The sequence below is a fragment of the Facklamia languida CCUG 37842 genome, from assembly GCF_000245795.1.
Classification (GTDB): domain Bacteria; phylum Bacillota; class Bacilli; order Lactobacillales; family Aerococcaceae; genus Facklamia; species Facklamia languida.
Genome location: NZ_JH601133.1, coordinates 1377805 through 1399242 on the forward strand (window position 1 = coordinate 1377805; position 21438 = coordinate 1399242).

A 21438-nucleotide genomic window follows, 5' to 3' on the forward strand; every position below is an offset into this window, starting at 1 on the left:
TAGAGGAAGCCAAATAAACCACCCCCACCTGATGATCGGGTGGGGGTGAGCTTTTGACCTTATGGCTTAGGATCGAGGTCAACCAGGCTTTGAGCTAAAGGAAGGCCCTGGTCTTGGAGCCTTTGAATGTAGAGGGCATAGAGGTCTGTTGATAAACGGTACTGGTGCCCATGTTGAGTATAGAAGTTAATCCGATAGGTAAAGCCGTAGGGCGCATTATTGATGAGGCCATAGATTTGGGGAGCCTGCGTTAAGCTTTCTTGGTATAAGCTAGTGGCATGGTCCGTAATCTCTTGAATGGCTTCGATATAATCCTTTAAGGGGACATCTAAGCGTAAGGGCAAGTCGATGGTGACGCGCATGGCATCGCGGCTAGTATTCTTGACGATTTGGATGAGGCTATTGGGAATATAGTAGTAGTCTCCGTCAAAGGACTTGATAATGGTGATTCGGATACCCGTCTTGAGGACGGTTCCTTGAATACCAGAATCATAGATCTGAACCTCATCTCCTACTTCAAATTGGTGTTCTAGAAGGATGAAGTAACCATTGATCACATCTTTGACGAAGTTCTGGGCAGCTAAACCAAAGGCAACCGACAGAATTCCAGCTCCGGCAATGATTGTGCTCATCGGAAAGCCGAACAAGGACAAGACAAGATACAGATAGGTGAAATTAAGCAAATAGTTAATGGCATTATAGGCGATATCCTGGATCGTCCGCTGGCGTGCCCGGCTGGCGTGAGGCTTGCGGATGAGGATGCGTGATCGCTTCGTGTTAGGTTTACCTGATTGGTGATAGATTTTTTTGACCAGGTACTTAAGAATCAAATAGACCACGGTTAAGAGGATCAGTTGAATGAGAAAGACAGAAAATTCCTTGATAAAATCCTGCCAATTTCCGTCAAGGATCAGATGGATCCATTGGTTAATAATCATAAGGCACCTCCTACTCTACCTAGCATACCACAAAACAGGACATGGGGAAGACATACAGCCATAAATCTTAATAGAATCACAATGTTTTGAGTGATCACTAATCCTCTCATTGCACTCTAAATCTGGGCGAATAAATATACTCCTACTTTCCACTAATTTGATTCCCTAAAAAATAACACTTATAGCTAAATAATAGCCCCTACTCATATGAAGTTATAAGAAAAGAGAGGCTATCCAGTCGATTGACGATTAGTACGGTCTTAATTTAGATCCTATTATAGGTTCTATCTATCATCTGATCAGATATTGGAGGATGATGGACCTTATACTGTGATCGGACCATTAGCCTTGACAGTGTCCCGCTATGAAAGTCGATTTGATTGAGATAGCGTGCGTTTAGTGCTATATTATAGCTATTAAAGTAATCGCAAAGGAGATGTGGTAATAAATGACAATCGGTCAATTAGCGGGTCTGATTGCAGCAATAGCCTTTGCAGTATTGGTTGTCTTTTTATGTTTGGCACTCTTGAAGGTTTCCGGTGTGATCGGAGAATTAAAAGAGACAGTCACGCGACTAAATGCGACGATTGATATTGTGACCAAGGATGTTGATAATCTGTCCATCGAAGTCGAAGGACTCCTGAATAAGTCGAACCGGTTGGTCGATGATGTGAATGGAAAGTTAGGTAAGACGGACCCTCTCTTTACAGCCATAGGCGATTTAGGAGTTTCGGTGTCTGAATTAAACAGCTCAACCAAGACCATGACCGCCAATTTGGTATCGGGTGTAAAAGGCCAGAAGAAAGCTAAGTCTCCCTTTGGGAAATTTGTGAAGGCTGCCCAAAATTTTAAAAAGCCGAGTCCTAAGTCGGACCAGCCTGCTGATCCTAAGCAAGAACAAGTGGTTCAAGTCAAACCGACTGGGGTCAAAGACAAGGGGACGACTCATGGATTAAAACAATTTACAGACCATGCACCATCTGCCACAGCAGGTGAGATTACAATCAAAAATAAGGAGATGAATCATTATGAGTCAAAATAATGGAGGATTTTTATTCGGAGCAATTGTGGGAGCTGCCATCGGGGGTGTTGTCGCTTTACTCTATGCGCCAAAATCAGGTCATGAGTTACGCCAAGACCTCAGTGATGAGGTTGATTACTGGTTAGATCGAGCAAGCGATTATACAGACTATGCGGTTGAACGTGGTGTAGAAATGTATGACGCAGCGGCAGAAGCTGGAACTGATATCCGGGTGAACCTGAAGAAATCGGCTGATCATTTGAAAGAATCAGCTGAAGAACTCAAAGATGAAGCCAGCAAAGAGTGGAAGCATATCAAAAAAGAAGCAGACCAATCCAAAGAGGATGTGGAGGCTAAAGCTCAAGAGGTTGCCATCGAAGTTGAGAACGAATTAACCCATTCAGCAGATGAGATTGAAGAAGCGGCTAAAGAATATTTAGAAGACCATCAATAAGAATCAGCTCAAAAGACGATCTCGCAACCACCTTCAAAAATTCTTTTTGAAGGTGGTTTTGTGGTATGATAAAATGAAAAAACTGTGAAAACTTAAAAACATAAGTAGAAAACGCTTGCATAATCCTTCCTTCTATGGTAAATTTTAAAGGAAAATACATTGCGAAAGAAGGAGAGTCATGGAAAAACAAACAATCACGATCTATGATGTGGCGCGTGAAGCGGGCGTATCAATGGCAACTGTCTCTCGTGTAGTAAACGGGAATCCTAATGTTAAACCGAGCACCCGTAAGAAAGTATCTGAAGTGATTGAAAGGTTAGATTATCGTCCTAATGCTGTTGCTCGCGGACTCGCAAGTAAAAAAACTACGACTGTCGGTGTGATCATTCCAAATATTACGAATGTCTTCTTCTCTGCCTTAGCCAGAGGGATTGATGATATCGCCGCTATGTATAAATATGATATTATCCTCGCGAATGCGGATGAGAGTGTCGATAAAGAACTTAATGTCATTAATAATCTCCTGGCTAAGCAAGTCGATGGGATTGTCTACATGGGCTATAACGTTGAGGATGAAATGATAAAGACGATTAAAGCTTCAAGAACGCCCGTGGTGATCGCCGGGATTGTGAGTGATGATCCTGAACTCTATACTGTTTCGATTGATATTCGATTAGCAATCGAACAGATGACGGAGCGGTTGATCCAATCAGGAGGCAAGCGACCAGCCATTGTGACAGATTCTGACCGCTATTATGTCAACGAAGTTCACCGCATTCCAGGTTATAAATCTGCCTTAGCCAAGTATGACATCGAAGTCGATGACGACCTGATTATTCAAAGTGATTTTACCGATGATGAGGGACCAATTATTGTGGACCAATTACGGTCTGCTAAGGCGACAGGCGTGGTTGTCACTAAGGATGATATCGCAGTTGGTATCCTAAATGCCTTGACGGATAGCGGGGTGAAAGTGCCTGAAGAATTTGAAGTGATCACTTCAAGCAACTCCGTCTTGACCAAGTACACCCGCCCACAGCTGTCTAGCCTCCAATATCCCCTCTATGATGTCGGGGCTGTGGCGATGCGGTTGTTGACGAAGATTATGAACCATGAAGAGATTGACCAACGGCAGATTATCTTGCCTCATAAGTTTATTTCACGTCAATCCACTAAACCTCAAGAGTAGGTGAAGTCGATGCCAAAGAATCTAAACCGGCTAAAAATTGCCCTGTCCATCGCCTTATTTGTGGTTCAAGGAATTGAACTCTACTATTCAATTCGTCATGAACCCGATCGGATTTAGCGCACAACAAGCATAGATCCTCCGCACGACAGCTAGGCTGTTGCATGGAAGGCCGAACTGGTTTAAAGGTTGATTGAATGCCTTTCATAGAGGATACCATTAATTTACTATCAAAAGAAGCCAGGTAGCTCATCTGTAAATGAGCTACCTGGCTTCTTTGTTGGTTGACTGTCGTTACTGGGTAGTTTCCGATACCGGTTCGGGAACATAGGGTTCTTCGGGCTGACTTGGATCATAGAGGTCAGGTGGCGTCGAATGGTCTGGATCATCAGGATTCTCTTCATCTTCATCATCTTCTTCAGAAGATTCTTCTGTTGCATCCTTGCTGGTCGTTTGACTTTCTTGGAATCGACGTAAGATCTCACCCCAGAACAATTGATAGTCCCGTTCAGAACCACTAATCATAAAGTCAGCACTCAACTGGGGCGCTGGGTAAGAGGCCTTGAAGAGTTCATCTTTAAGCGGGCCGGTCACAGGTATGGATTGGTAATTGACTGTGACACTACCTGGCTGGGTTCCGGTTCTTTCGACCACTGACTGGCGGACGACTGAAGCGGGTTGTTGGAACTGTTGGTCAATGCCAAAGATTTCAGGGCGAATAGCATACAGGTCACTGACAAGTTTTCCCCAGAATTGCTGGCTTCGAGTCCCTTCTTGGCCATAGCCATCTGCCGGGTCAATGAAATATTCGCCATACTGGTTATCATAACCGATCCAAGACCCAATGGTAATTTTGGGGGTTGAGGCAATATACCAGATGTCTTTGAGGCTTTCACTGGTTCCAGTCTTAGCAATCCAATCTCCACCGATAGCGGATAGAATGCTGGCGGCAACGCCACCCGTTCCTTGCCGGTTGACATCCCGCAACATGTCCACCATGAGATAGTTGGTATCTTCACTGAAGACTTGTTGAGGATTGGATTCTTGTTGGAAAACAATATTACCATAAGCATCTTCAATCTTTTCAATCAGGTAACCTTCAATATGTTTACCTTGATTTGCAAAGGTTGTAAAGGCCGAAGTCTGCTCAAAAACGGTTGGACCATTGGTCACACCTCCAATTGAAAAGGCTAGGTTATGGGTCTCTTCAGGGGTATAGGAGGTTATCGGATTAAAGCCCATGCGAGTCAAATAGTCCGAGATGGGAACGCCTTGGTTAAGGAGGGCTTGATAGATCCGGATGGTCGGCAGGTTATAGGAGAATTGAAGCGACGTTCTGGCGGTATAGAACTTATTCGAGATGACATTACCATAGTTGGTTGGACGCCACTCGGTACCATCCGCATAGGTCTCAACCAGTTCAGTATCCGGAATGATTGAAGCCGGTGTAATAATATTTTGTTCTAAGGCAGGGCCATAGACAGCTAATGGCTTGATGGTCGAGCCAGGTGACCGGTGCATCCGGAAGGCATGGTCGATTTGATTGCTTTCAAAGTCCGTTCCTGCTACAAAGCCGAGGACCTTACCTGTTGCATTCTCCATGACAACAACGCCTGATTGTGGCTTCTCAACATAATAGATTTCCTCGCCTGTATTTGGGTCGGTATAGACGCCCTCATAGAGAGGACCAAGCTGGCTTTCATGCTCCTTGGCAGAAATCTGCAGCTGGTTATAAATCTCCTTATCAATCGTGGAGTAAACCTTATAGCCGCCGGTACGTAATTGACGCTCTGCAGCGAAGTAATAGTCATTGTACCAATCAACATCTTGGTAGACTTGGCTCAGGCTGTTGCCATCTTTCTTGATATTAAGGGCCATTATCTTCTCAACAGCTGCATTCATGACCGCCTGATAGAGGTAGGTCTGTCTTTCCTTAGGCCGGGATTCGCTCTTGATAAAGTCTTTGGTGATGTCGTATTGCAGGGCTTTATCATAAGTATCCTTGTCGATGTACTGGTTACGGTACATGCTATAGAGGACATTCTTCATCCGAGCGATACCAGCTGTCATGTCTTCTGAGCGTTCACCATATTGGTTATAGGGGGTATAGGTGTACGGATTTTGCGGTAAGCCGACCAGGAAGGCCGCTTGATTGAGGTTGACATCGGCAGGGCTGATACCAAAAATTCCTTCAGAAGCTTCACGGATTCCGGCAATATTTTCCCCCTTGTTATTGCGGCCGAAAGGCGACACATTGAGGTAGGCAGTTAAGATTTCATCCTTAGAGAAGTATTTCTCCAACCTCAAGGATAAGAGAATTTCATTCGCCTTACGGAAGAAGGTGACGTCGTGAGTCAGGAGTTGCTGCTTGACCAGCTGTTGGGTTAGGGTCGATCCACCGGTACCTGATCCCGTTAGGAAGGTCTGGAGAATCGCTCTTAAGGTAGACTTGGGATTGACGCCGGGGTGATCATAGAAATTTTGGTCTTCGATCGAGATTAAGCCCTGGATTATATGTGGTGAGATGTCCTCCAGTGAAGCGACAGACCGTACAACATCTGAGCGGACATTGGCGATCGGCTCCTTGGAAGCATAATAGAGGGTGGATTGTTGGTCTAAGCGATTGATTGCTTCAGCCATTTCTTCACGGCTCGGTGGCTCCGTCTCACCAACGAGGGAAGCAAAGTAGCCGATTCCTGTTCCAGCCATTAAGGCTGCTAAGAGGGTACCCACCACCAAGATCAGGAGGATGAACCGACGGACTAAATTAAAGAAGACCGCAGTGAAAATACCCGTTTTTTCTTTAAGTGTGTAGCCTTCCAGCGAATATTGGTTAGAAGATTGCTTTTTCTTAGTCTTTGAGGATTGGGGGGGATTCGCTTGCAGCGTATGGTCGTCCTTACCAGACCCTTGGCTCTGAAGGCTATCAGAATTAGCAGGCTGAAAAGGTTTGGCTTTAAGGGACTCACTGTGTGATTGTCGACCGGTCTGGTGCGATCTGACCGGGGGACCAGTCACTTTAGACGATTGGGTTCCCCCTTTAAAAGCTAGAGGCGGCAAAGCCTTAAAGTCCATCGGCTCCATGGAAGCCAGTGAATCATCGTCTTGTGGCCTTGCTTTAAAGGTCTGCTCGCTAACCGACTGGGTAGCTCCTCTCAGACTTTCCCTCTTCTTAGAGGGCCTTTCTTGCAACGCCACATGGCGGTTTAAGTCGGATTGTTTGGACTGAAAAGTCGATGCAACCGCCGATTCACCTTGCCTCTTTTCAAGCTGGGCAATTCTTTCTAACCGTCTTTGATGACGACTTTTTGAATCGAAGCTTTCTTGATGGGCATGTGGGTGGTTTGCGTCCCTGTGTCGCCTCGAAAGAGTGGAATATTTTTTGTTTTTGGGATCAAGCTTTGATTGTCGATCCTTACGTGAAGGTTGGTCTTTATCCATGCCTTCACCCCCTTAGCCATTTATTCATTAAGCGGTTTGTGAGTCATTTAAGGATTCACCAATTGCATTCAAGCGCTCTTCCCATTCTTGGGTTGTTAATTGGTGTTCAGCAACATAGCGATTTCTAGGATGACGACGGCATTTCGCGCAGCATCCTCTGAGGTATTTGGCTTCATTCTCTTCAGAAGCGAGTAATTGTTCGTTACATTCAGGATTGGCACAGTTGATATAACGTTCACAAGGTGTCCCATCGTAATAATCTTTACCGATAACAGTTGGATTCACGCGATTGATTGGCACAGAGATCCGGTCATCGAAGACATACATCTGTCCTTCCCAGAGGTCTCCTTGAACTTCGGGATCCTTACCATAGGTATCGATGCCTCCGTGAAGTTGGCCCACATCTTTGAATCCTTCGCGGACCATCCAGCCAGAGAATTTCTCACACCGGATGCCGCCCGTACAATAGACCACGACCCGCTTATCCATGAAGTCTTCCTTATGGTCGATCACCCATTGGGGTAATTCGCGGAAATTGCGGATGTCGGGGCGAATGGCTCCCTTGAAGTGACCAAGGTCATATTCATAGTCATTCCGGGTGTCGAGGACAATCGTATCTTCATCCAGAATCGCATCATGGAATTCCTTGGGTGATAGGTATTGTCCAGTTGTTTGAAGGGGATCAATATCTTCTTCTAAGTTGAGGGCGACAATTTCTTCACGGGGACGGACGAACATCTTCCGGTGAGCGTAGCCATCTGCTTCATCTTCCTTGAACCAGAGATCTTCAAAGCCTGGTAGGGAATGCACATAATCTTTATATTTTTCAGTTTGGGCAAGGATCCCGGATACCGTTCCATTGATCCCTTCTTTTCCAACTAAGACCCGACCTTTAAGGCCAATGCTCTTGCAGAATTCAAGGTGGTCCTTAGCAAACTGATCAGGGTCTTCAATAGCTTGGTACTTGTAATAGAGTAATACACGATAATCTTTTGACATGATAAAAAAACCTCCTTGTAGTTGCATGCTACAATTATTCTCATGGTAATATATTATACGCAAAATGATAGCAAGACTCAATCTTTCGAATTTAAATAATCCCATCCGTAACCAAACAGTAATATGATGGAGGGCTTTGAGATGAAGTGAAAAGATGAAATCGTTATAATAAATAAGAAGAGGAAATTAGAAAAGAGGGAAAATGATGGAGCAAGTCTTATTAATCGCCAATCCTGGTTCCGGCAAGGGGCTAGCAGAAGAATACGCTCAAGAATTGCAGGAAGTCCTTGAACAAGCACATCAGATTCAGGTCGTCCTGAAGTTAACCAAGAAGATGGAAGACGCAACCGAGTGGGCTCGATCAGCCTGTGATGAAGGGTTTGATACGGTCATCTGTCTAGGTGGCGATGGAACGGTAAACCAGGTCATTACAGGCTTGATGCAGGTCGACCCAGATAAACGACCTCATTTCTCTTTTGTTCCCTTAGGGACGGTGAATGACCTGGCCCGCAGTGCGGGCTTTGACCTGGACCAGGAGAATCTGATCCAGCAATTTAGTCAGCTCAGCCCGGTCGCTCTCGATATTGGCCAAGCCAATGACCAGTATTTTATGAATGTCTTAGCCATTGGGCCTATCCCATCAGCGGTTCTACAGACGGAATCAGAGGTCAAGAATAAGATTGGTAAATTGGCTTATCTCATCGATGGGATTAAGGCTATCTTTGAAGGGGAAGACTACCAACTGACCGTTCGTGACCAAGACCAAAGATCCTATTCCATAACCACTAAGCTATTAATGGTTTGTTTAACCTCCAGTGTCGGGGGGATGGGTCAATTCTTCCCAGAATCAGACCTGGGGGATGGAATGTGCCGGCTCTATGCCTTGAAGGATTCGATGGCGGTCTCAAGCTTCCAGACCCTGATACAAGAAAGTGGCTTGCCCGCTGAGGAGTTGGATAACGACCATCTTCTATCCCTGCAGGGGTCTCATTTTGGAATTGTCGCGGCCCAAGAGGAGACAGAGGCAATTGATTGTAACATTGATGGGGACCAGGGACCGGCTTTACCCCTAACGATTCAAGTCCACCAAGGGGCGATTCAACTGCTGGTTCCTAAAGGCTAAGCATATTCAGCTCATCTGGTCACAAAGTATGGTATAATGAGTTTACATAGTAATGGTCATATATAACAGAAAAGAGGGATACTGTGTCTAAGAGACTTTCGCAGGAACAAAGAGCTCTGATTGAGAAGGAATTGAGACGTGGAACAAGCAAGTCCCGTATCTCTTCATTATTGGATGTTGATTATGAAGCTGGACTCAAGATGATCGATAAGGTCAAGGCAGATATCCGACCTGAAATTGGGGATAAGATCCGCTTTAAGTTTAGAGAGAGTGATATGGCGGGCATTATTACGAAATTACTATCCAATAGTGCAGTCGTTGATATCTACTGGCAAGAATCTGACATGACCATGCAAGATATTATTGAAGATAAGACCATCGTGAACTTTAAGGATATTATCGACTTTATTGTCCTTCCTCCCCAAGAAGAAGATGAGACGATTGTTCTGGACCCCCAACCCACTATTCACCTAAATGAATCCGATTCGGATTCAGAAGGTTAGTTATGTGGCAGCGGAGCTAATGAACCCAATCGACTTTCTACAAGCAAAAAGCGGCCCTTTAGAGGGTCGCTTTTGCTTCGGAGTACAGGAAGAATTAGGAAGACGGGGTCCAGGTATCCTGTAAGAGAAGGTTCACTTCACGAAAGGCCTGGTCCAGATAGTGAGTGGTGGTGTTCGGTACGGAGTCTACTATTGTGTCTTCTAAGTCATAGTATGACAGGAAGAGCTGAACCCAGAGGTTAGGATCAGGGATGGCCTGGTCAATAAAAGGGAAGTAAACCATTATCAATAGGTTTAAATGGTTGATCAGTTCCTGGCTTAAGTTAGGATTATTGACCTGGCTATAGTCTTCGACTTGTTTGAGGATGGTTTGGTAGGTCGGATCCTTCTTATAGACGACTAAATCCTCTAAGTGGATGGGGTAATCTTTTTGAAACCAGTTCAGGACAACCTCCCGTTGGATTCCTTGATGGATACAATAGTGGAGGATATCTCCTTTAACAAAGTGTATTACATCCTCACGCTTGAGGACTTGGAAGAGGAGGGCTTGCACCTGATCTGCCTTGAGCCGGTAAAGGGTCTTCATCTGTTCAAGAAAGTTTAAGGGTCCTGCCTTGAGAAATTGGTCAATCAAATGATGCCGGTCTTGATCAGTTGTCGCTTGTTGGACCTGGTCCTGGACTTTCTTTAAGTGCAGCATCTCTTGGATCAGCCTATCAATTGGTTGGGGGTCCCAGCCTACGGTTAGGAAATGATCCTTGATCTGATAGAGTTCAATAAGGGCGGGTTGGCTTTCGTAGAGGTAGGTGAGGGAATGGGCATAAAGAAGGATGTGGTTGATGTCGAGTTGGTCCAGGGGAACTTGGCTGAGTTTACGAGCCCATAACCGGTCCAAAGTATCTGTCTGGGCTGTCATCAGGTAGAGCTCAACCAACTCGCGTAAAACCAGAAATTCTTCTTCTAGGGCATAAGACTTCTCATAGTAGTCAATGGCCTGCAAATAGTCACCATGGCCCCGTGCGTTCTGTCCCTTACGGTAGAAGTTCTGGGCATTATTTGGTAGATTAAAGATATCAGACATTTTCTTCTCCTTGTCATCTTAAAGAGGTGGGTATCGGTGTTAGTAATTCATATTGATGCTTCTTACGATCCAAAGACGAAAGAAGCAGGCTTGGCTTTTCATATTCAAGCAGGGGCTGAATCGATCAGTCGCAAGTATTATCTGGCGCAGATTGCGGATAACCATGTTGCGGAATTTCAGACCCTGATTCTCTTGTTGGATTATCTCAAAGAGATCCAGACAGACCCCAATCAATTGATTCAGATCAAATCAGACTCTAAGATTCTGGTGGCTTCGATTGCCAAGCGCTATGTTAAATCGCCCCAATATCAACCGTATTTTAACATAATTTTACAGGAGATGACGGCCTATCCTCTATTATTTGTGGATTGGGTAGCTGAAAAGTTCAATCGCGGTGCAGACCAATTGGCGAAGCAAGCCTTGAGACAGCAGGGCAAGGTCATCCAATTAAATGAAGAAACCTTGCTTCATAAATGGAAAAAACCAATCCAGCACTAACTTTATGAGTCGCGGATTGGTTTTTATTTTGAGGATTGATATGGGGTCTAATTTCTTATTTTTTGGCCCAGAATTGATAATAATCCACCTTTAAGGCTCCGTTGTATAACTTGCGTTTTTTGGTAGCTTTCTCGCCGTAATAACTTTCAAAGGCCTCATCTGAAGTTAAGATATATTTAGACCAGGTCGGCATCTTGCGGTAAATATCACCCATCTGCTTGTAGAGTTTATGCACCTTTTCTTCATCCAGCAGCCGGTCACCATAGGGGGGATTGGCGATTAGGATTCCATATTCTTGATCAGGTACATAATCCGCGACCTGCATTTGCTTGAAGCGAATCGAAGAAGCGACCCCGGCTTTCTGGGCGTTCTCGCGAGCGATTTCAATCATGCGGCCATCAATATCACTGCCGTAGAGGTCTAAGTCAACTTCCCAATCAATCTGGTCACGGGCTGCCTGCCGTTCAATCTGCCAGACTTCAGGGTGGAAGTAGTCCCATTGCTCACTCGCAAAGGATCGATTGAGGCCGGGGGCAATCTTATGCCCCATCAGGGCCGCTTCAATGAGAATGGTACCGGATCCACAGGTCGGGTCATATAAGGGACGGTCGGGATGCCAGGTCGTCAGCATCACCAGGGCAGCGGCGAGGTTTTCCTTGAGGGGGGCACCGCCTTTTTCGCTCCGGTAGCCGCGCTTAAATAAACTGCTTCCACTGGTATCGAGGGTAATCATAGCTTGGTCCTTATTGAGTATGATCTCTAAAGGATAATAAGCCCCTGTTTCGGGTAAGGCTTGTTTGCGGGCATAGTAGGTCATTAATTTCTTGGCAATCGCTTTTTTGACAATCCGCTGGCAGTTGGGGACGGAATGCAATTTTGACTTTTGTGACCGACCTGCCACTGGAAATTCAGCATCGAGCGGGAGATAGTCCTCCCAGTTGATGGCATAGGTCTGGTCGAAGAGGTCCTCAAAAGTTGTGGCCTTGAACTCCTTGACCACGATCTTGATGCGGTCTGCGGTCCTTAACCAGAGGTTGGTCCGGGCAATATCTTGAGCATTCCCCTTGAAACGTACCCGGCCATTTTCGGTCTGAGTTTGATAACCGAGCGCTTTGAGTTCTTGGTTAACCAGTGATTCCACGCCAGCTGCAGCGGTTGCGATCAGATCATATTGTTTCATAGCTTTCCTTTCTGGGTTCAATGTTTAGATGAAAAAAGTCCATTTTCCAGCAAAAAGCTCGAGAATGGACGGATTAACGGGACAATTACGTCAAATACCTATCAGCAGTAAATTTCGATAAGCCATGTTCTGTCACCGATGGCAGGATAGGTGCCAGCCATCGATGGGGTAATCATCTATCTACAAGATTTCTTGTCTCTTCTTCAGTTAGCCGGCTACAGGGTAGCCGTTCCTTTCAAAGAGTGCCCCTACCAAATTTGGGTTGCTCGCTCGAGGGGTTTACCGCGTTTCACCTCTGCGTTTCCACAAAGTATCGTCACTGTGGCACGTTATCGAATACTCTTTCCTAGGAGACCCTTAGAAATTTCTTCGGCCGTTAGTCATAAGACTACCTTAGCTTATTGTTTCGCTAAGCACGAACACTACAAGCATTTCAGCTTGTGCGAGCATGGACTTTCCTCAGCCAATTAAGACCGCGATTACCTAAAATTTACTATGCGCTATCAATCATGGAGTGCTTTAATTTTGGTCATTCGAAGCATTCGGGTTAGAAATACGGGCACCAAACACATGCTTTTCTAAATTTGACAAGCGCTTGAGAATGTCAAAGTTAGTTACGCCAGAGCCTGGAGTAGCAGGGGCATTCTTCTTCGCTAGTGTCAGCTGCTTGGTTAATTCGTCGATCTTAGAGATCAAACGCTCGTTTTCCGTTTTTAGGAAGACGACATCCTTTTGATAGGAGTCATAATCCCGAATGATACTATCTAAGTATTCATCCACTTCTGCTGCGTTATAGCCACGCATCGAGCGGGAAAATTCTTTTTGCAATATATCCTTTGCGGTTAAATTCTTCTCTGCCATGAAGTTCACCTCATTCGCTATCCATTCGTTCCAACAATAAATTTAAAAACACAAAAAACATTGTAACGTTTTTCTGGTTTTATTTCAAAGGAATTTTATTTTGGAAAGAATTCTACCTATTATTATGACACGGACCAGACAAAATAGCTAGTCTAATTCCATGAATTTCCTTCCTAATCGTTGCAATCAAGTCCAGGCTCATTCATAATATGAGGAAAGTGAGGTGAAGGAATGGCAGCTAAGAATTTGTACCAGCTTTGTTGTGCTTTTATGGCAGACTATTACTTTCCCTGTCAGTGGCAGGTGGTCTATCCTGAAGAGGAAGAACAGGTGGTCATCAACTTACAGCTTGACCTGGCCAACCCAGACAGAGTCAGGCTTGTTGGCCCGTCTGACCAACGGATCGACCAGGAGAAGGTGACCTATCAGTTAAAAGCCCTCCTCACTGCTCAATCCTTTGTGGACCATGCTAGCCAATACCTGTTCTGTTATCACTTCGATGAGCGTCAAGGGGTGCCAGTAGGAGACTTGGCTGCTCTTTTCAAGCAGCTGCGCCACTTAGTTACCAGTCTTCAAGCGGACTGGCGGTGCTTTATTGAAGATTCGCAAGCGCGTCAATTTGGGGTCGAATGGTCTTGGCAAGACTTTGACCAACAAGTAGAGACCTTGAAAGATCAGGGCCGGTATAGTCGAGAACGTGTCCATCTCGCCTCCGCTAATTATCGTAAATTAAGAAAGAAGAGGTGAATCCATGCAAGACCTATTTCAAGTGACCGTCTCCTTCGAGTCGAAGGAGGTCGATCTGATTGATTATATTTCCTATTTACTCATTGAATATGGGGCGAGCGGCACCCAGGTTAAATATGCAGCTGGCTATTTAGAGAACCATCCGAACTTGTTCGGTGAGATTCCTGAAAGTCTGCCACAAGCTGTCTTAGACCATCCGACCCAAGTGCTTGCTTATTTTGAAGACTCCGTTTCTCTGGAAGACCTGGGCCAGCATCTACAAGATCAGTTGCCGATCCCTTTTGAGATTGAAGGGGGAATGATTCACCAGGAGAATTGGCAAGACAATTGGTTAAAATATTATCATGTCCAGGAAATTTCCCGGTTTATCAAGATTGTCCCCGTCTGGGAATCCTATCAGCCGCAATTTGCGGATGAGAAGTTGGTCTATTTGGACCCTGGTGTAGCGTTTGGTACAGGAGACCATCCGACCACTCAATTAGGGGGGCAGGCCTTGGAGCTGGTCCTAAGAGGGGGCGAGACGGTCTATGATGTCGGAACCGGATCTGGAGTCCTAAGCTTTATCGCGGGACACTTAGGTGCCACCAAGGTCAAGGGGATGGACTTGGACCCTCAAGCCGTTGATGCGGCTAAGAAGAATTTAACTCACCAGCAATTTGGCGAGACCTCTCCTGATTTTGAGTTTTTTGTCAATGATCGGCTCCAAGGCATTGAAGAAGAGGCTCAGGTGATTGTCGCCAATATCCTGCCCCATATCTTAGTCGGAATGTTTGAGGACGCCTATCGCCTATTACCCCCATCCGGCTACTTAATCTTAGGTGGTATTATGGAGGATAAGTTAGAGGGCGTTCTCGACCATTTAGCTCAGGAGCGGTGGGAGATCCTGCAAGTCAACTTTCTCAAGGGTTGGGTCGGTCTAATTATCCAGAAGAAGGAGTGAGCCATGCAGCAATATTTTGTTGAGTCGAACCAGACGGTGGAGATGGGAGACCATCTTGATTTGGGCCCGCAAGATTCATACCATCTCGTTAAGGTTTTAAGGGGGCAGATTGGTCAAGAAGTGATAGTGGTCCTTGGCGACCAGAAGTATTTAGCGCGTTTAGTCAAGAATAACCAGGACTGCGCTCAGGTTCAGATTGTTCAGACCCTCAAGCCTTCTTTGACCCAGACAGAACTGCCGGTCGAAGTCGTCATTGCCTGTGGCTTGTCCAAACAGGATAAGATTGAACAGATTGTTCAAAAGGCAACAGAATGTGGCATGACCGCTTTCCAACCCTTGGCCCTCAAACGCGATGTCGTCAAATGGGACCAGAAAAAGGCCCAAACTAAGCGCAGTCGCCTGGAAAAGATTGCCCAAGCTGCGGCTGAACAGAGTAAGCGACTCACCGTACCAGAAATTGCCCCGCTCAAACAGCTGTCCCAATGGGTAGCAGACCAGCCGGAGGATGCCCTGTGTCTCTATGCCTATGAAGAAAAGGCGAAGGAGGGGGACCATGCCCAATTGAAGGTGGCCATTCGTCAGCTTCAACCAGGCCAAAAGGTTCGCATCGTCTTCGGGTCAGAAGGGGGCTTTGACCCAGAGGAAGCAGCTTATCTTGAGGCGCACGGCTTTCGAGCCTGTAGTCTCGGCCCAAGAATTCTAAGGGCTGAAACAGCCCCCATCTATGCTCTGAGCGCGATCTCTTATGCCCTTGAATTATAAAATAAATCATTTATTCGAAAGGATGTTATCTAATGGAATTAAATCAGTATATTGACCACACACTCTTGAAGGCCGATGCCAGAAAAGAAGAGATTACTCAGCTCTGCCAAGAAGCCAAAGACCACCATTTCATGTCTGTTTGTGTTCAGCCAACTTGGGTTGCTTATAGCCATGACTTGCTCAAGGATGCTTCCGTGAAGGTCTGTACTGTGATCGGCTTCCCCTTAGGGGCTAATACGCCGGAAGTAAAGGCCTTTGAGGCCAAAGAGGCGGTGAACCAGGGGGCAGAAGAGGTCGATATGGTCATCAACCTCGGTGCAGCCAAAGACGGACAATGGGATGTAGTGCAAGCGGATATTGAAGCGGTGGTTCAAGCCGTACCAAATCACGTCATCGTCAAAGTGATCATCGAGACTTGTCTCTTAACGGATGAGGAACAAGTCAAGGCCTGTCAAGCAGCTCAAAGAGCCAAAGCGGACTTCGTTAAGACATCCACCGGCTTCTCAACGGGTGGAGCGACCGTTGAAGACGTGCAAAGAATGCGGGCAACTGTTGGCCCCGACATGGGGGTAAAGGCGTCTGGTGGCATTCGGACCAAGGAAGATGCGCTAGCCATGGTTGAAGCTGGCGCTAACCGCCTGGGAGCTTCTAAGGGGATTGAAATCGTTTCAGCCTAGCTGGTGGTGTCGATCATCCATCTAATTAACTTTAATTTGATCGGTTCATGCTAAATAGAAGTGACTGGCTCTAAAAGCAGGTCGTAACGAATTGAAAATCCCAGGGACCGTCCTTCAAAGCCCAGCTTTGAAGGATGGTCCCTTAGATTATCCATTGGGGCTGGATGCTTTTTGATCTTTTATAAGGTAATCATGGACCAATAAGCCATTTTATTTGATCCATTCGGGAGATCGGATCCTTTCTCTTGGCCATTTATTTTGGTCTTTTCAAGCCGACTATTGTTATTAGACCAATCTTTGAGTTATAATATTAGTTAAATTAAAAGTTTAGGGGGTGAGAGGATGTCTAAGAATGAGGTCTTTACTGGACCGGAAGTCATTGACTTATGTCGGACCTATATGAATGAGAAGAGTATTGAATTTGTTGAAAAGGCCTTGGAATTTGCGACTCAAGCCCATCAGGAACAAAGGCGACTCTCGGGAGAGGCCTATATTATTCACCCCATTCAGGTGGCCGGCATCTTAGCCAAGATGCGGCTAGACCCCGATACGGTGGCGACTGGTTTTCTTCATGATGTCGTCGAGGATACTGACTATACCCTCCAAGATATTACCGATCACTTCTCTGAAGCTGTGGCCTTTCTCGTGGATGGGGTCACCAAGTTGGGTAAGATTAAGTTCCAGAGTAAGGAAGAACAGTTGGCCGAGAACCACCGTAAGATGCTTCTGGCAATGGCCAAGGACATTCGGGTGGTCATGGTGAAGCTGGCGGACCGTTTGCATAATATGCGGACCCTCAAGTTCCAGAAACCCCATAAGCAATTGGAGAAGTCCCAAGAAGCGCTTGATATCTATGCTCCACTAGCGGAACGGATCGGGATGAGTGCCATTAAATGGGAATTAGAAGATATCGCCTTGCGCTATATCAACCCAGCCGCATACTATGATATTGTCCACAAAATGGACGCCAAGCGTGATGAACGCGAAGCTTACATTCAAGTGGTGATCCAAGATATCCTATCTTCAGTCCAAGAGCTCAATATTGAAGCCGAGGTTTACGGGCGGCCAAAGCACCTTTATTCGATTTATCGGAAGATGGTCGACCAGAATAAAGAATTTGATGATATCTATGACTTACTGGCTGTCCGGGTCCTAGTGGATTCCATTAAGGATTGTTATGGTGTCTTAGGCTTAATCCATACCAAGTGGAAGCCCATGCCGGGTCGGTTTAAGGACTATATCGCCATGCCTAAGTCTAATATGTACCAGTCGATCCACACCACGGTCATTGGTCCTCAAGGTAAGCCAGTTGAAGTTCAAATTCGAACTCATTTCATGCATGAAGTCGCAGAGTATGGCTTGGCTGCCCACTGGGCTTATAAGGAAGGCAAGGCGGGAGACAGGGAGCCGGTTGATAACATTCAAAAACAACTCAAGTGGTTCCGTGACCTAGTCGATTACCAGGATGATGCCGATGATGCCAGCCAATTTATGGAATTTATCAAGGAAGATGTCTTTAAGGACCAGGTCTATATCTTTACCCCGCGAGGCGATGTCTTTGAATTACCCGCTGGATCGGGGCCGATTGACTTTGCTTACCATATCCATACTGAAATTGGGAACAAGACGATTGGGGCTAAGGTGAATGGCAATATCGTACCCCTCAATTACATCCTCAAGAATGGGGATATAGTGGAGATCTTGACCAATCCGAATTCAAATGGACCCAGTCGCGATTGGCTGAAATTCACCAAAACATCCAAAGCAAGAAATCGGATCAAGCGCTACTTTAAATTACAAGAACGCGATCGTAACAGTGAACTCGGCCAACAGATGCTGGAAAAGGCTCTGAAAGAGAATGATACGAGTCTGAAGGCTGAATTAAAAGGCAACAAAGAAAAAGACCTACTTGACCGGTTTAATTTCTATCAGTTGACCGATTTATATGCAGCCATTGGCCTGGGCGAATTATCCATTCATACCATTCTTTCTTATCTCAATATTCGCCAAGACAAGGAAGAGGAAAGTCTCAGAAGCAATGTCATCAATAAGGAAGTCACGGAAACACCTCCCAAGCGAACCAGTGTCCACGAAAGTGGGGTCGTTGTCGAGGGGGTTGACAACTTGATGATCCGCCTCAGCCGATGCTGCAATCCGGTGCCAGGGGATGAGATTATTGGTTATATTACGCGCGGACGGGGAATTTCGGTGCACCGTAAGGATTGTGCCAACCTGCGGTCCGAGCCGGACTTGAACCATCGAACCATTGATGTCCATTGGGAAAGTGATAACCAATTAGGGGATGACTACGAGACCGAAGTGGAAGTGATCGGTTTTGACCGGGCAGGATTATTTAATGATGTCTTGCATGTTGTCAATCATACGGTCAAGAACTTGAAGCGAATTAATGGCAAGATCAACGATGAAAGCATCGCCACGATCACCTTGCGCTTAATGATCTCAAATACCCGTCAACTAGATGACTTGATGGTCAAATTAAAAAATGTCCCAGAAGTTTATGAAGTGAAACGGAAGATTTAGGAGGATGATTCATGCGTGTTGTGATCCAAAAGACCCGAGCGGCTAGCGTCTCAATTGAAGGGCAAGTAGTGGGTCAGATTGACCAAGGCTATGTCCTCTTAGTTGGCTTTACGCATGGTGACCAGGAGGAAGACTGTGATTATTGTGCAAAGAAGGTAGCCAAGATGCGACTCTTTGAAGATGAGGCAGGTAAGATCAATCGCTCACTCGACCAAGTGGGGGGATCCATTCTTTCGATTAGTCAATTTACTCTCTATGCAGCCACTCGTAAGGGGAATCGACCTGGTTTTAGTCAAGCAGCGGATCCAGCGATCGCTCAAGACCTCTATGAATACTTCAACCAACAGCTAAGAAGCTATGGCTACCAAGTAGAAACAGGCCAGTTTGGAGCTGACATGTTGGTCCAGATTGCCAACGAGGGTCCGGTTACGATTCTCTTAGATTCAGTCGCCGACCGCCAGTAATTCTTCATCAATTGCATAAAAGAAGCGCCCCTGGATAGTCCAGGAGGCGCTTCTTTTACTGTGAAAGCTTGCAGGTTAGTTGGCGAGTGTTTGTACTTGTTGAAAGTAATTGACAATCCCATCACAGACACTATCAGTGAGTTCTTGTTGGTAATCTTCATCTCTGAGCTGGCTTAATTCTTCGTCATTTGAGATAAAGCCAAGTTCCAGGAGAAGAGAAGGGACTTGACTCTCACGCAGGATAAAGTAATTACCGAAAGCTACCCCGATATTGTTGAGATTGTGGTCGCGCAAGGAACTATTAAGGGTCTCAGCCAGATGTTCATCTTCCATATGATAGAAGTAGGTTGTGGTCCCGCTTAAGGTGGTATCCCAAGATGAGTCAAAGTGGATGGAAAGGAAAAGGTCGGGATCTTCCTGGTTGGCCTGGTTGGTCCGGTCTTCAAGGCTAACAAATTCATCCTGGTCACGAGTCAATGACACTTTTGCCCCTAGTGCCTCGAGAGTTTGCTTCAATTTCATGGCAATTGGGAGGGTGTAGTTCTTTTCATTGTCGGTCTGGTCGCTGGAAAGCGTACCCGGATCTTCTCCCCCATGACCTGGATCGATTAAAATGGTAGATTCCTTGAGGGTTTGGGCCTTGGGGAGGCTGCGATGGTTGATTGAATAGGAGGGTTCAAGGATACTGGAATATTTGAGGTAGCCTTGATTGCCATTATGATCTTGGACATGCACATATTCAATGCCGTCACTCCCGATGGTCATGTCTGCTTCTAAACGCTTAAATTCTTGCTTATAATCGGGCTGGTAGAGGTAACCTGAAGCCTGGTCTGCTTGGAGATAAAATGCTTCATTGGTCTGCATGTAGTAAACCTTCTCAGCTAAAGCCTGACGTTCTTTCTGGTAGGCTGCTTGCGCTTGCGCTTGTTCCTCTTGGTCAGCTAACATTTCTTCAATCTTGGGGGTCGATTGAAGGCGGATGGCATCCAGAGGGACATAAGTCGGTTGACCTTGGTAGGTCAATTGCACCCAATTGCCTTGAATGGAATTAATCGAGATATAGGTTGCTGCTGGGACGGTTAAGGCCTGGTCTTCTTTCTTAGCCTTGGAAGGGTAGATCGAGGTGTCTTGGTCGAATTGAGCGGTCAGTTCCTGATCGGAAGGCAGGTCTGTTTGTTGGAGGAGGAAGTTGGGAATCCATCCTTCAATATTGCCGTCATACCGGACCTTGAACCAGCCTTCTTTCTCATTGAGGATGGCGACTTGTTGGTCCTTTTTGATGCTAGCTAGCCCCTTGGCATTCGTCTGGGCTTGTTGGCGGATGACAACTCCTGGCCGGTCAATCGTAAGGAGGCTATGTTGAGCCAGGTAGCCTAATCCAATTCCTGAAATAATTAAGATCAGCAAAGTAATCGCCAGCGGAATAAAAGGACTCAGCTGGGATTTTGACCACTTTCGATTTAATTCACTGACACGCATAGACTCCCTCCCTACTCATTCAATGATTCTCATTATATACATTTAGCGATCTTGAGACTATGTGCCTGGTAATTTGTTACACAATAGTAATTAATATGAGATGATTCCTTAATGTAAAGATGGTATTTTATCTAAATTTTGGACGGACGAGGTTGACGGTCAAACCAGATCATACAGAATAAAGTGTATTTGACTGATAAAAAGGTTATAAGAGTAATAAAGTATTTAGAACAAACTCGATTAATCACGCGGACCGGTCCTCTCGAATTGAGGATTAGGCTGTTTTCTTTATATTTACTTTCGCATTCATTACCAGTGAATGATGATGGATCAAGCTAACGATTCAAGGAGTGATCGAGACCATGATCATTTGCCTTTGGCAAATCGATCGAAAGGATAACACAGTGACTTGACAAACCCAGAGGCTTTCTAGTAATCTAATGGCAATTAATAAATTCAATGAAGTAGCAAAAAAGGTTCAGCAAGCAACAGAGAGTGGCCAGGGGTGAAAGGTCACAGGCTGAATTGAAGACACTACGGAGA

The 21438-nt window shown here is 45.7% G+C and carries 19 protein-coding genes and 1 other RNA gene; 12 read left to right on the forward strand and 8 right to left on the reverse strand.

What is annotated here, in order from left to right; translation table 11 throughout:
- Positions 1–59: 59 nt before the first annotated feature.
- Entirely contained in the window at positions 60–938 is an 879-nt protein-coding gene (locus tag HMPREF9708_RS06395; protein ID WP_006309443.1) for a mechanosensitive ion channel family protein, read from the reverse strand.
- A gap of 448 nt (positions 939–1386) precedes the next feature.
- On the opposite strand from HMPREF9708_RS06395, the gene HMPREF9708_RS06400 reads away from it, so the two are divergent.
- From HMPREF9708_RS06400 to ccpA, 3 genes are all read left to right on the forward strand, one after another.
- Positions 1387–1980 (forward strand): DUF948 domain-containing protein, encoded by a 594-nt coding sequence (locus tag HMPREF9708_RS06400; RefSeq protein ID WP_006309444.1) that lies wholly within the window; start codon positions 1387–1389, stop codon positions 1978–1980.
- Positions 1967–2413 (forward strand): YtxH domain-containing protein, encoded by a 447-nt coding sequence (locus HMPREF9708_RS06405; protein ID WP_006309445.1) that lies wholly within the window; start codon positions 1967–1969, stop codon positions 2411–2413. Before HMPREF9708_RS06400 ends, HMPREF9708_RS06405 begins: the two co-directional genes overlap by 14 nt.
- Before the next feature lie 178 nt (positions 2414–2591).
- Entirely contained in the window at positions 2592–3602 is a 1011-nt protein-coding gene (gene ccpA / locus HMPREF9708_RS06410) for a catabolite control protein A (protein WP_006309447.1), read from the forward strand.
- A gap of 291 nt (positions 3603–3893) precedes the next feature.
- Here the strand turns inward: ccpA and HMPREF9708_RS06415 are convergent, their stop codons facing one another.
- Together HMPREF9708_RS06415 and trhO are read right to left on the reverse strand one after the other, a co-directional pair.
- Entirely contained in the window at positions 3894–7040 is a 3147-nt protein-coding gene (locus HMPREF9708_RS06415) for a transglycosylase domain-containing protein (RefSeq protein WP_006309449.1), read from the reverse strand.
- 27 nt (positions 7041–7067) lie between these two features.
- On the reverse strand, positions 7068–8039 hold the full coding sequence (gene trhO / locus HMPREF9708_RS06420; RefSeq protein ID WP_006309451.1) for an oxygen-dependent tRNA uridine(34) hydroxylase TrhO: 972 nt from the start codon (positions 8037–8039) through the stop codon (positions 7068–7070).
- A 205-nt stretch (positions 8040–8244) separates the two neighbouring features.
- On the opposite strand from trhO, the gene HMPREF9708_RS06425 reads away from it, so the two are divergent.
- Complete coding sequence (locus HMPREF9708_RS06425; RefSeq protein WP_006309452.1) at positions 8245–9162, forward strand: diacylglycerol/lipid kinase family protein; 918 nt, start codon at positions 8245–8247, stop codon at positions 9160–9162.
- 83 nt (positions 9163–9245) lie between these two features.
- Entirely contained in the window at positions 9246–9665 is a 420-nt protein-coding gene (locus HMPREF9708_RS06430; RefSeq protein ID WP_006309453.1) for a DUF2187 family protein, read from the forward strand.
- Positions 9666–9759: 94 nt separating this feature from the next.
- Here the strand turns inward: HMPREF9708_RS06430 and HMPREF9708_RS06435 are convergent, their stop codons facing one another.
- Complete coding sequence (locus tag HMPREF9708_RS06435) at positions 9760–10746, reverse strand: hypothetical protein (RefSeq protein WP_006309454.1); 987 nt, start codon at positions 10744–10746, stop codon at positions 9760–9762.
- 36 nt (positions 10747–10782) lie between these two features.
- Between HMPREF9708_RS06435 and HMPREF9708_RS06440 the strand changes: the two genes are divergently transcribed.
- A complete protein-coding gene (locus HMPREF9708_RS06440) occupies positions 10783–11244 on the forward strand; it encodes a ribonuclease HI family protein (RefSeq protein WP_006309456.1) in 462 nt (153 codons plus the stop codon).
- 55 nt (positions 11245–11299) lie between these two features.
- Here the strand turns inward: HMPREF9708_RS06440 and HMPREF9708_RS06445 are convergent, their stop codons facing one another.
- The 3 genes from HMPREF9708_RS06445 to gpsB all read right to left on the reverse strand — a co-directional run bounded on the left by HMPREF9708_RS06445 (position 11300) and on the right by gpsB (position 13285).
- Positions 11300–12424, reverse strand: a complete 1125-nt coding sequence (locus HMPREF9708_RS06445; protein ID WP_006309457.1) for a THUMP domain-containing class I SAM-dependent RNA methyltransferase — start codon at positions 12422–12424, stop codon at positions 11300–11302.
- Positions 12425–12537: 113 nt separating this feature from the next.
- An RNA gene (rnpB, locus tag HMPREF9708_RS08205) (RNase P RNA component class B) lies at positions 12538–12915 on the reverse strand.
- Positions 12916–12943: 28 nt separating this feature from the next.
- Positions 12944–13285 (reverse strand): cell division regulator GpsB, encoded by a 342-nt coding sequence (gene gpsB, locus HMPREF9708_RS06450; RefSeq protein ID WP_006309458.1) that lies wholly within the window; start codon positions 13283–13285, stop codon positions 12944–12946.
- 231 nt (positions 13286–13516) lie between these two features.
- Here gpsB and HMPREF9708_RS06455 point away from each other — a divergent pair, with 231 nt between their 5' ends.
- From HMPREF9708_RS06455 to dtd, 6 genes are all read left to right on the forward strand, one after another.
- Positions 13517–14032, forward strand: a complete 516-nt coding sequence (locus HMPREF9708_RS06455) for a DUF3013 family protein (protein WP_006309459.1) — start codon at positions 13517–13519, stop codon at positions 14030–14032.
- Positions 14033–14036: 4 nt separating this feature from the next.
- A complete protein-coding gene (locus HMPREF9708_RS06460) occupies positions 14037–14972 on the forward strand; it encodes a 50S ribosomal protein L11 methyltransferase (protein WP_006309460.1) in 936 nt (311 codons plus the stop codon).
- A 3-nt stretch (positions 14973–14975) separates the two neighbouring features.
- On the forward strand, positions 14976–15734 hold the full coding sequence (locus HMPREF9708_RS06465) for an RsmE family RNA methyltransferase (RefSeq protein WP_006309461.1): 759 nt from the start codon (positions 14976–14978) through the stop codon (positions 15732–15734).
- A gap of 32 nt (positions 15735–15766) precedes the next feature.
- The gene (gene deoC / locus HMPREF9708_RS06470; protein ID WP_006309462.1) at positions 15767–16411 is read left to right on the forward strand and encodes a deoxyribose-phosphate aldolase; all 645 of its coding nucleotides are present in this window, start codon (positions 15767–15769) and stop codon (positions 16409–16411) included.
- Between the two features lie 342 nt (positions 16412–16753).
- On the forward strand, positions 16754–18952 hold the full coding sequence (locus tag HMPREF9708_RS06475; protein WP_006309463.1) for a RelA/SpoT family protein: 2199 nt from the start codon (positions 16754–16756) through the stop codon (positions 18950–18952).
- A gap of 11 nt (positions 18953–18963) precedes the next feature.
- Positions 18964–19416: a D-aminoacyl-tRNA deacylase gene (gene dtd / locus HMPREF9708_RS06480; protein ID WP_006309464.1), complete on the forward strand. Its 453-nt coding sequence runs from the start codon at positions 18964–18966 to the stop codon at positions 19414–19416.
- A 75-nt stretch (positions 19417–19491) separates the two neighbouring features.
- Here the strand turns inward: dtd and HMPREF9708_RS06485 are convergent, their stop codons facing one another.
- Positions 19492–20895 carry an N-acetylmuramoyl-L-alanine amidase gene (locus HMPREF9708_RS06485; protein WP_006309465.1) on the reverse strand — a complete coding sequence of 468 codons (1404 nt, stop codon included), beginning with the start codon at positions 20893–20895 and terminating at the stop codon, positions 19492–19494.
- Positions 20896–21438: the final 543 nt, after the last annotated feature.

Excerpts from the sequence above, each read along its gene's own strand:
- HMPREF9708_RS06395 (WP_006309443.1), bottom strand. The coding sequence starts at position 938 with ATGATTATTAACCAATGGATCCATCTGATCCTTGACGGAAATTGGCAG.
- HMPREF9708_RS06400 (WP_006309444.1), top strand. The coding sequence starts at position 1,387 with ATGACAATCGGTCAATTAGCGGGTCTGATTGCAGCAATAGCCTTTGCA.
- HMPREF9708_RS06405 (WP_006309445.1), top strand. The coding sequence starts at position 1,967 with ATGAGTCAAAATAATGGAGGATTTTTATTCGGAGCAATTGTGGGAGCT.
- ccpA (WP_006309447.1), top strand. The coding sequence starts at position 2,592 with ATGGAAAAACAAACAATCACGATCTATGATGTGGCGCGTGAAGCGGGC.
- HMPREF9708_RS06415 (WP_006309449.1), bottom strand. The coding sequence starts at position 7,040 with ATGGATAAAGACCAACCTTCACGTAAGGATCGACAATCAAAGCTTGAT.
- trhO (WP_006309451.1), bottom strand. The coding sequence starts at position 8,039 with ATGTCAAAAGATTATCGTGTATTACTCTATTACAAGTACCAAGCTATT.
- HMPREF9708_RS06425 (WP_006309452.1), top strand. The coding sequence starts at position 8,245 with ATGGAGCAAGTCTTATTAATCGCCAATCCTGGTTCCGGCAAGGGGCTA.
- HMPREF9708_RS06435 (WP_006309454.1), bottom strand. The coding sequence starts at position 10,746 with ATGTCTGATATCTTTAATCTACCAAATAATGCCCAGAACTTCTACCGT.
- HMPREF9708_RS06445 (WP_006309457.1), bottom strand. The coding sequence starts at position 12,424 with ATGAAACAATATGATCTGATCGCAACCGCTGCAGCTGGCGTGGAATCA.
- gpsB (WP_006309458.1), bottom strand. The coding sequence starts at position 13,285 with ATGGCAGAGAAGAATTTAACCGCAAAGGATATATTGCAAAAAGAATTT.
- HMPREF9708_RS06455 (WP_006309459.1), top strand. The coding sequence starts at position 13,517 with ATGGCAGCTAAGAATTTGTACCAGCTTTGTTGTGCTTTTATGGCAGAC.
- HMPREF9708_RS06460 (WP_006309460.1), top strand. The coding sequence starts at position 14,037 with ATGCAAGACCTATTTCAAGTGACCGTCTCCTTCGAGTCGAAGGAGGTC.
- HMPREF9708_RS06465 (WP_006309461.1), top strand. The coding sequence starts at position 14,976 with ATGCAGCAATATTTTGTTGAGTCGAACCAGACGGTGGAGATGGGAGAC.
- deoC (WP_006309462.1), top strand. The coding sequence starts at position 15,767 with ATGGAATTAAATCAGTATATTGACCACACACTCTTGAAGGCCGATGCC.
- HMPREF9708_RS06475 (WP_006309463.1), top strand. The coding sequence starts at position 16,754 with ATGTCTAAGAATGAGGTCTTTACTGGACCGGAAGTCATTGACTTATGT.
- dtd (WP_006309464.1), top strand. The coding sequence starts at position 18,964 with ATGCGTGTTGTGATCCAAAAGACCCGAGCGGCTAGCGTCTCAATTGAA.
- HMPREF9708_RS06485 (WP_006309465.1), bottom strand. The coding sequence starts at position 20,895 with ATGCGTGTCAGTGAATTAAATCGAAAGTGGTCAAAATCCCAGCTGAGT.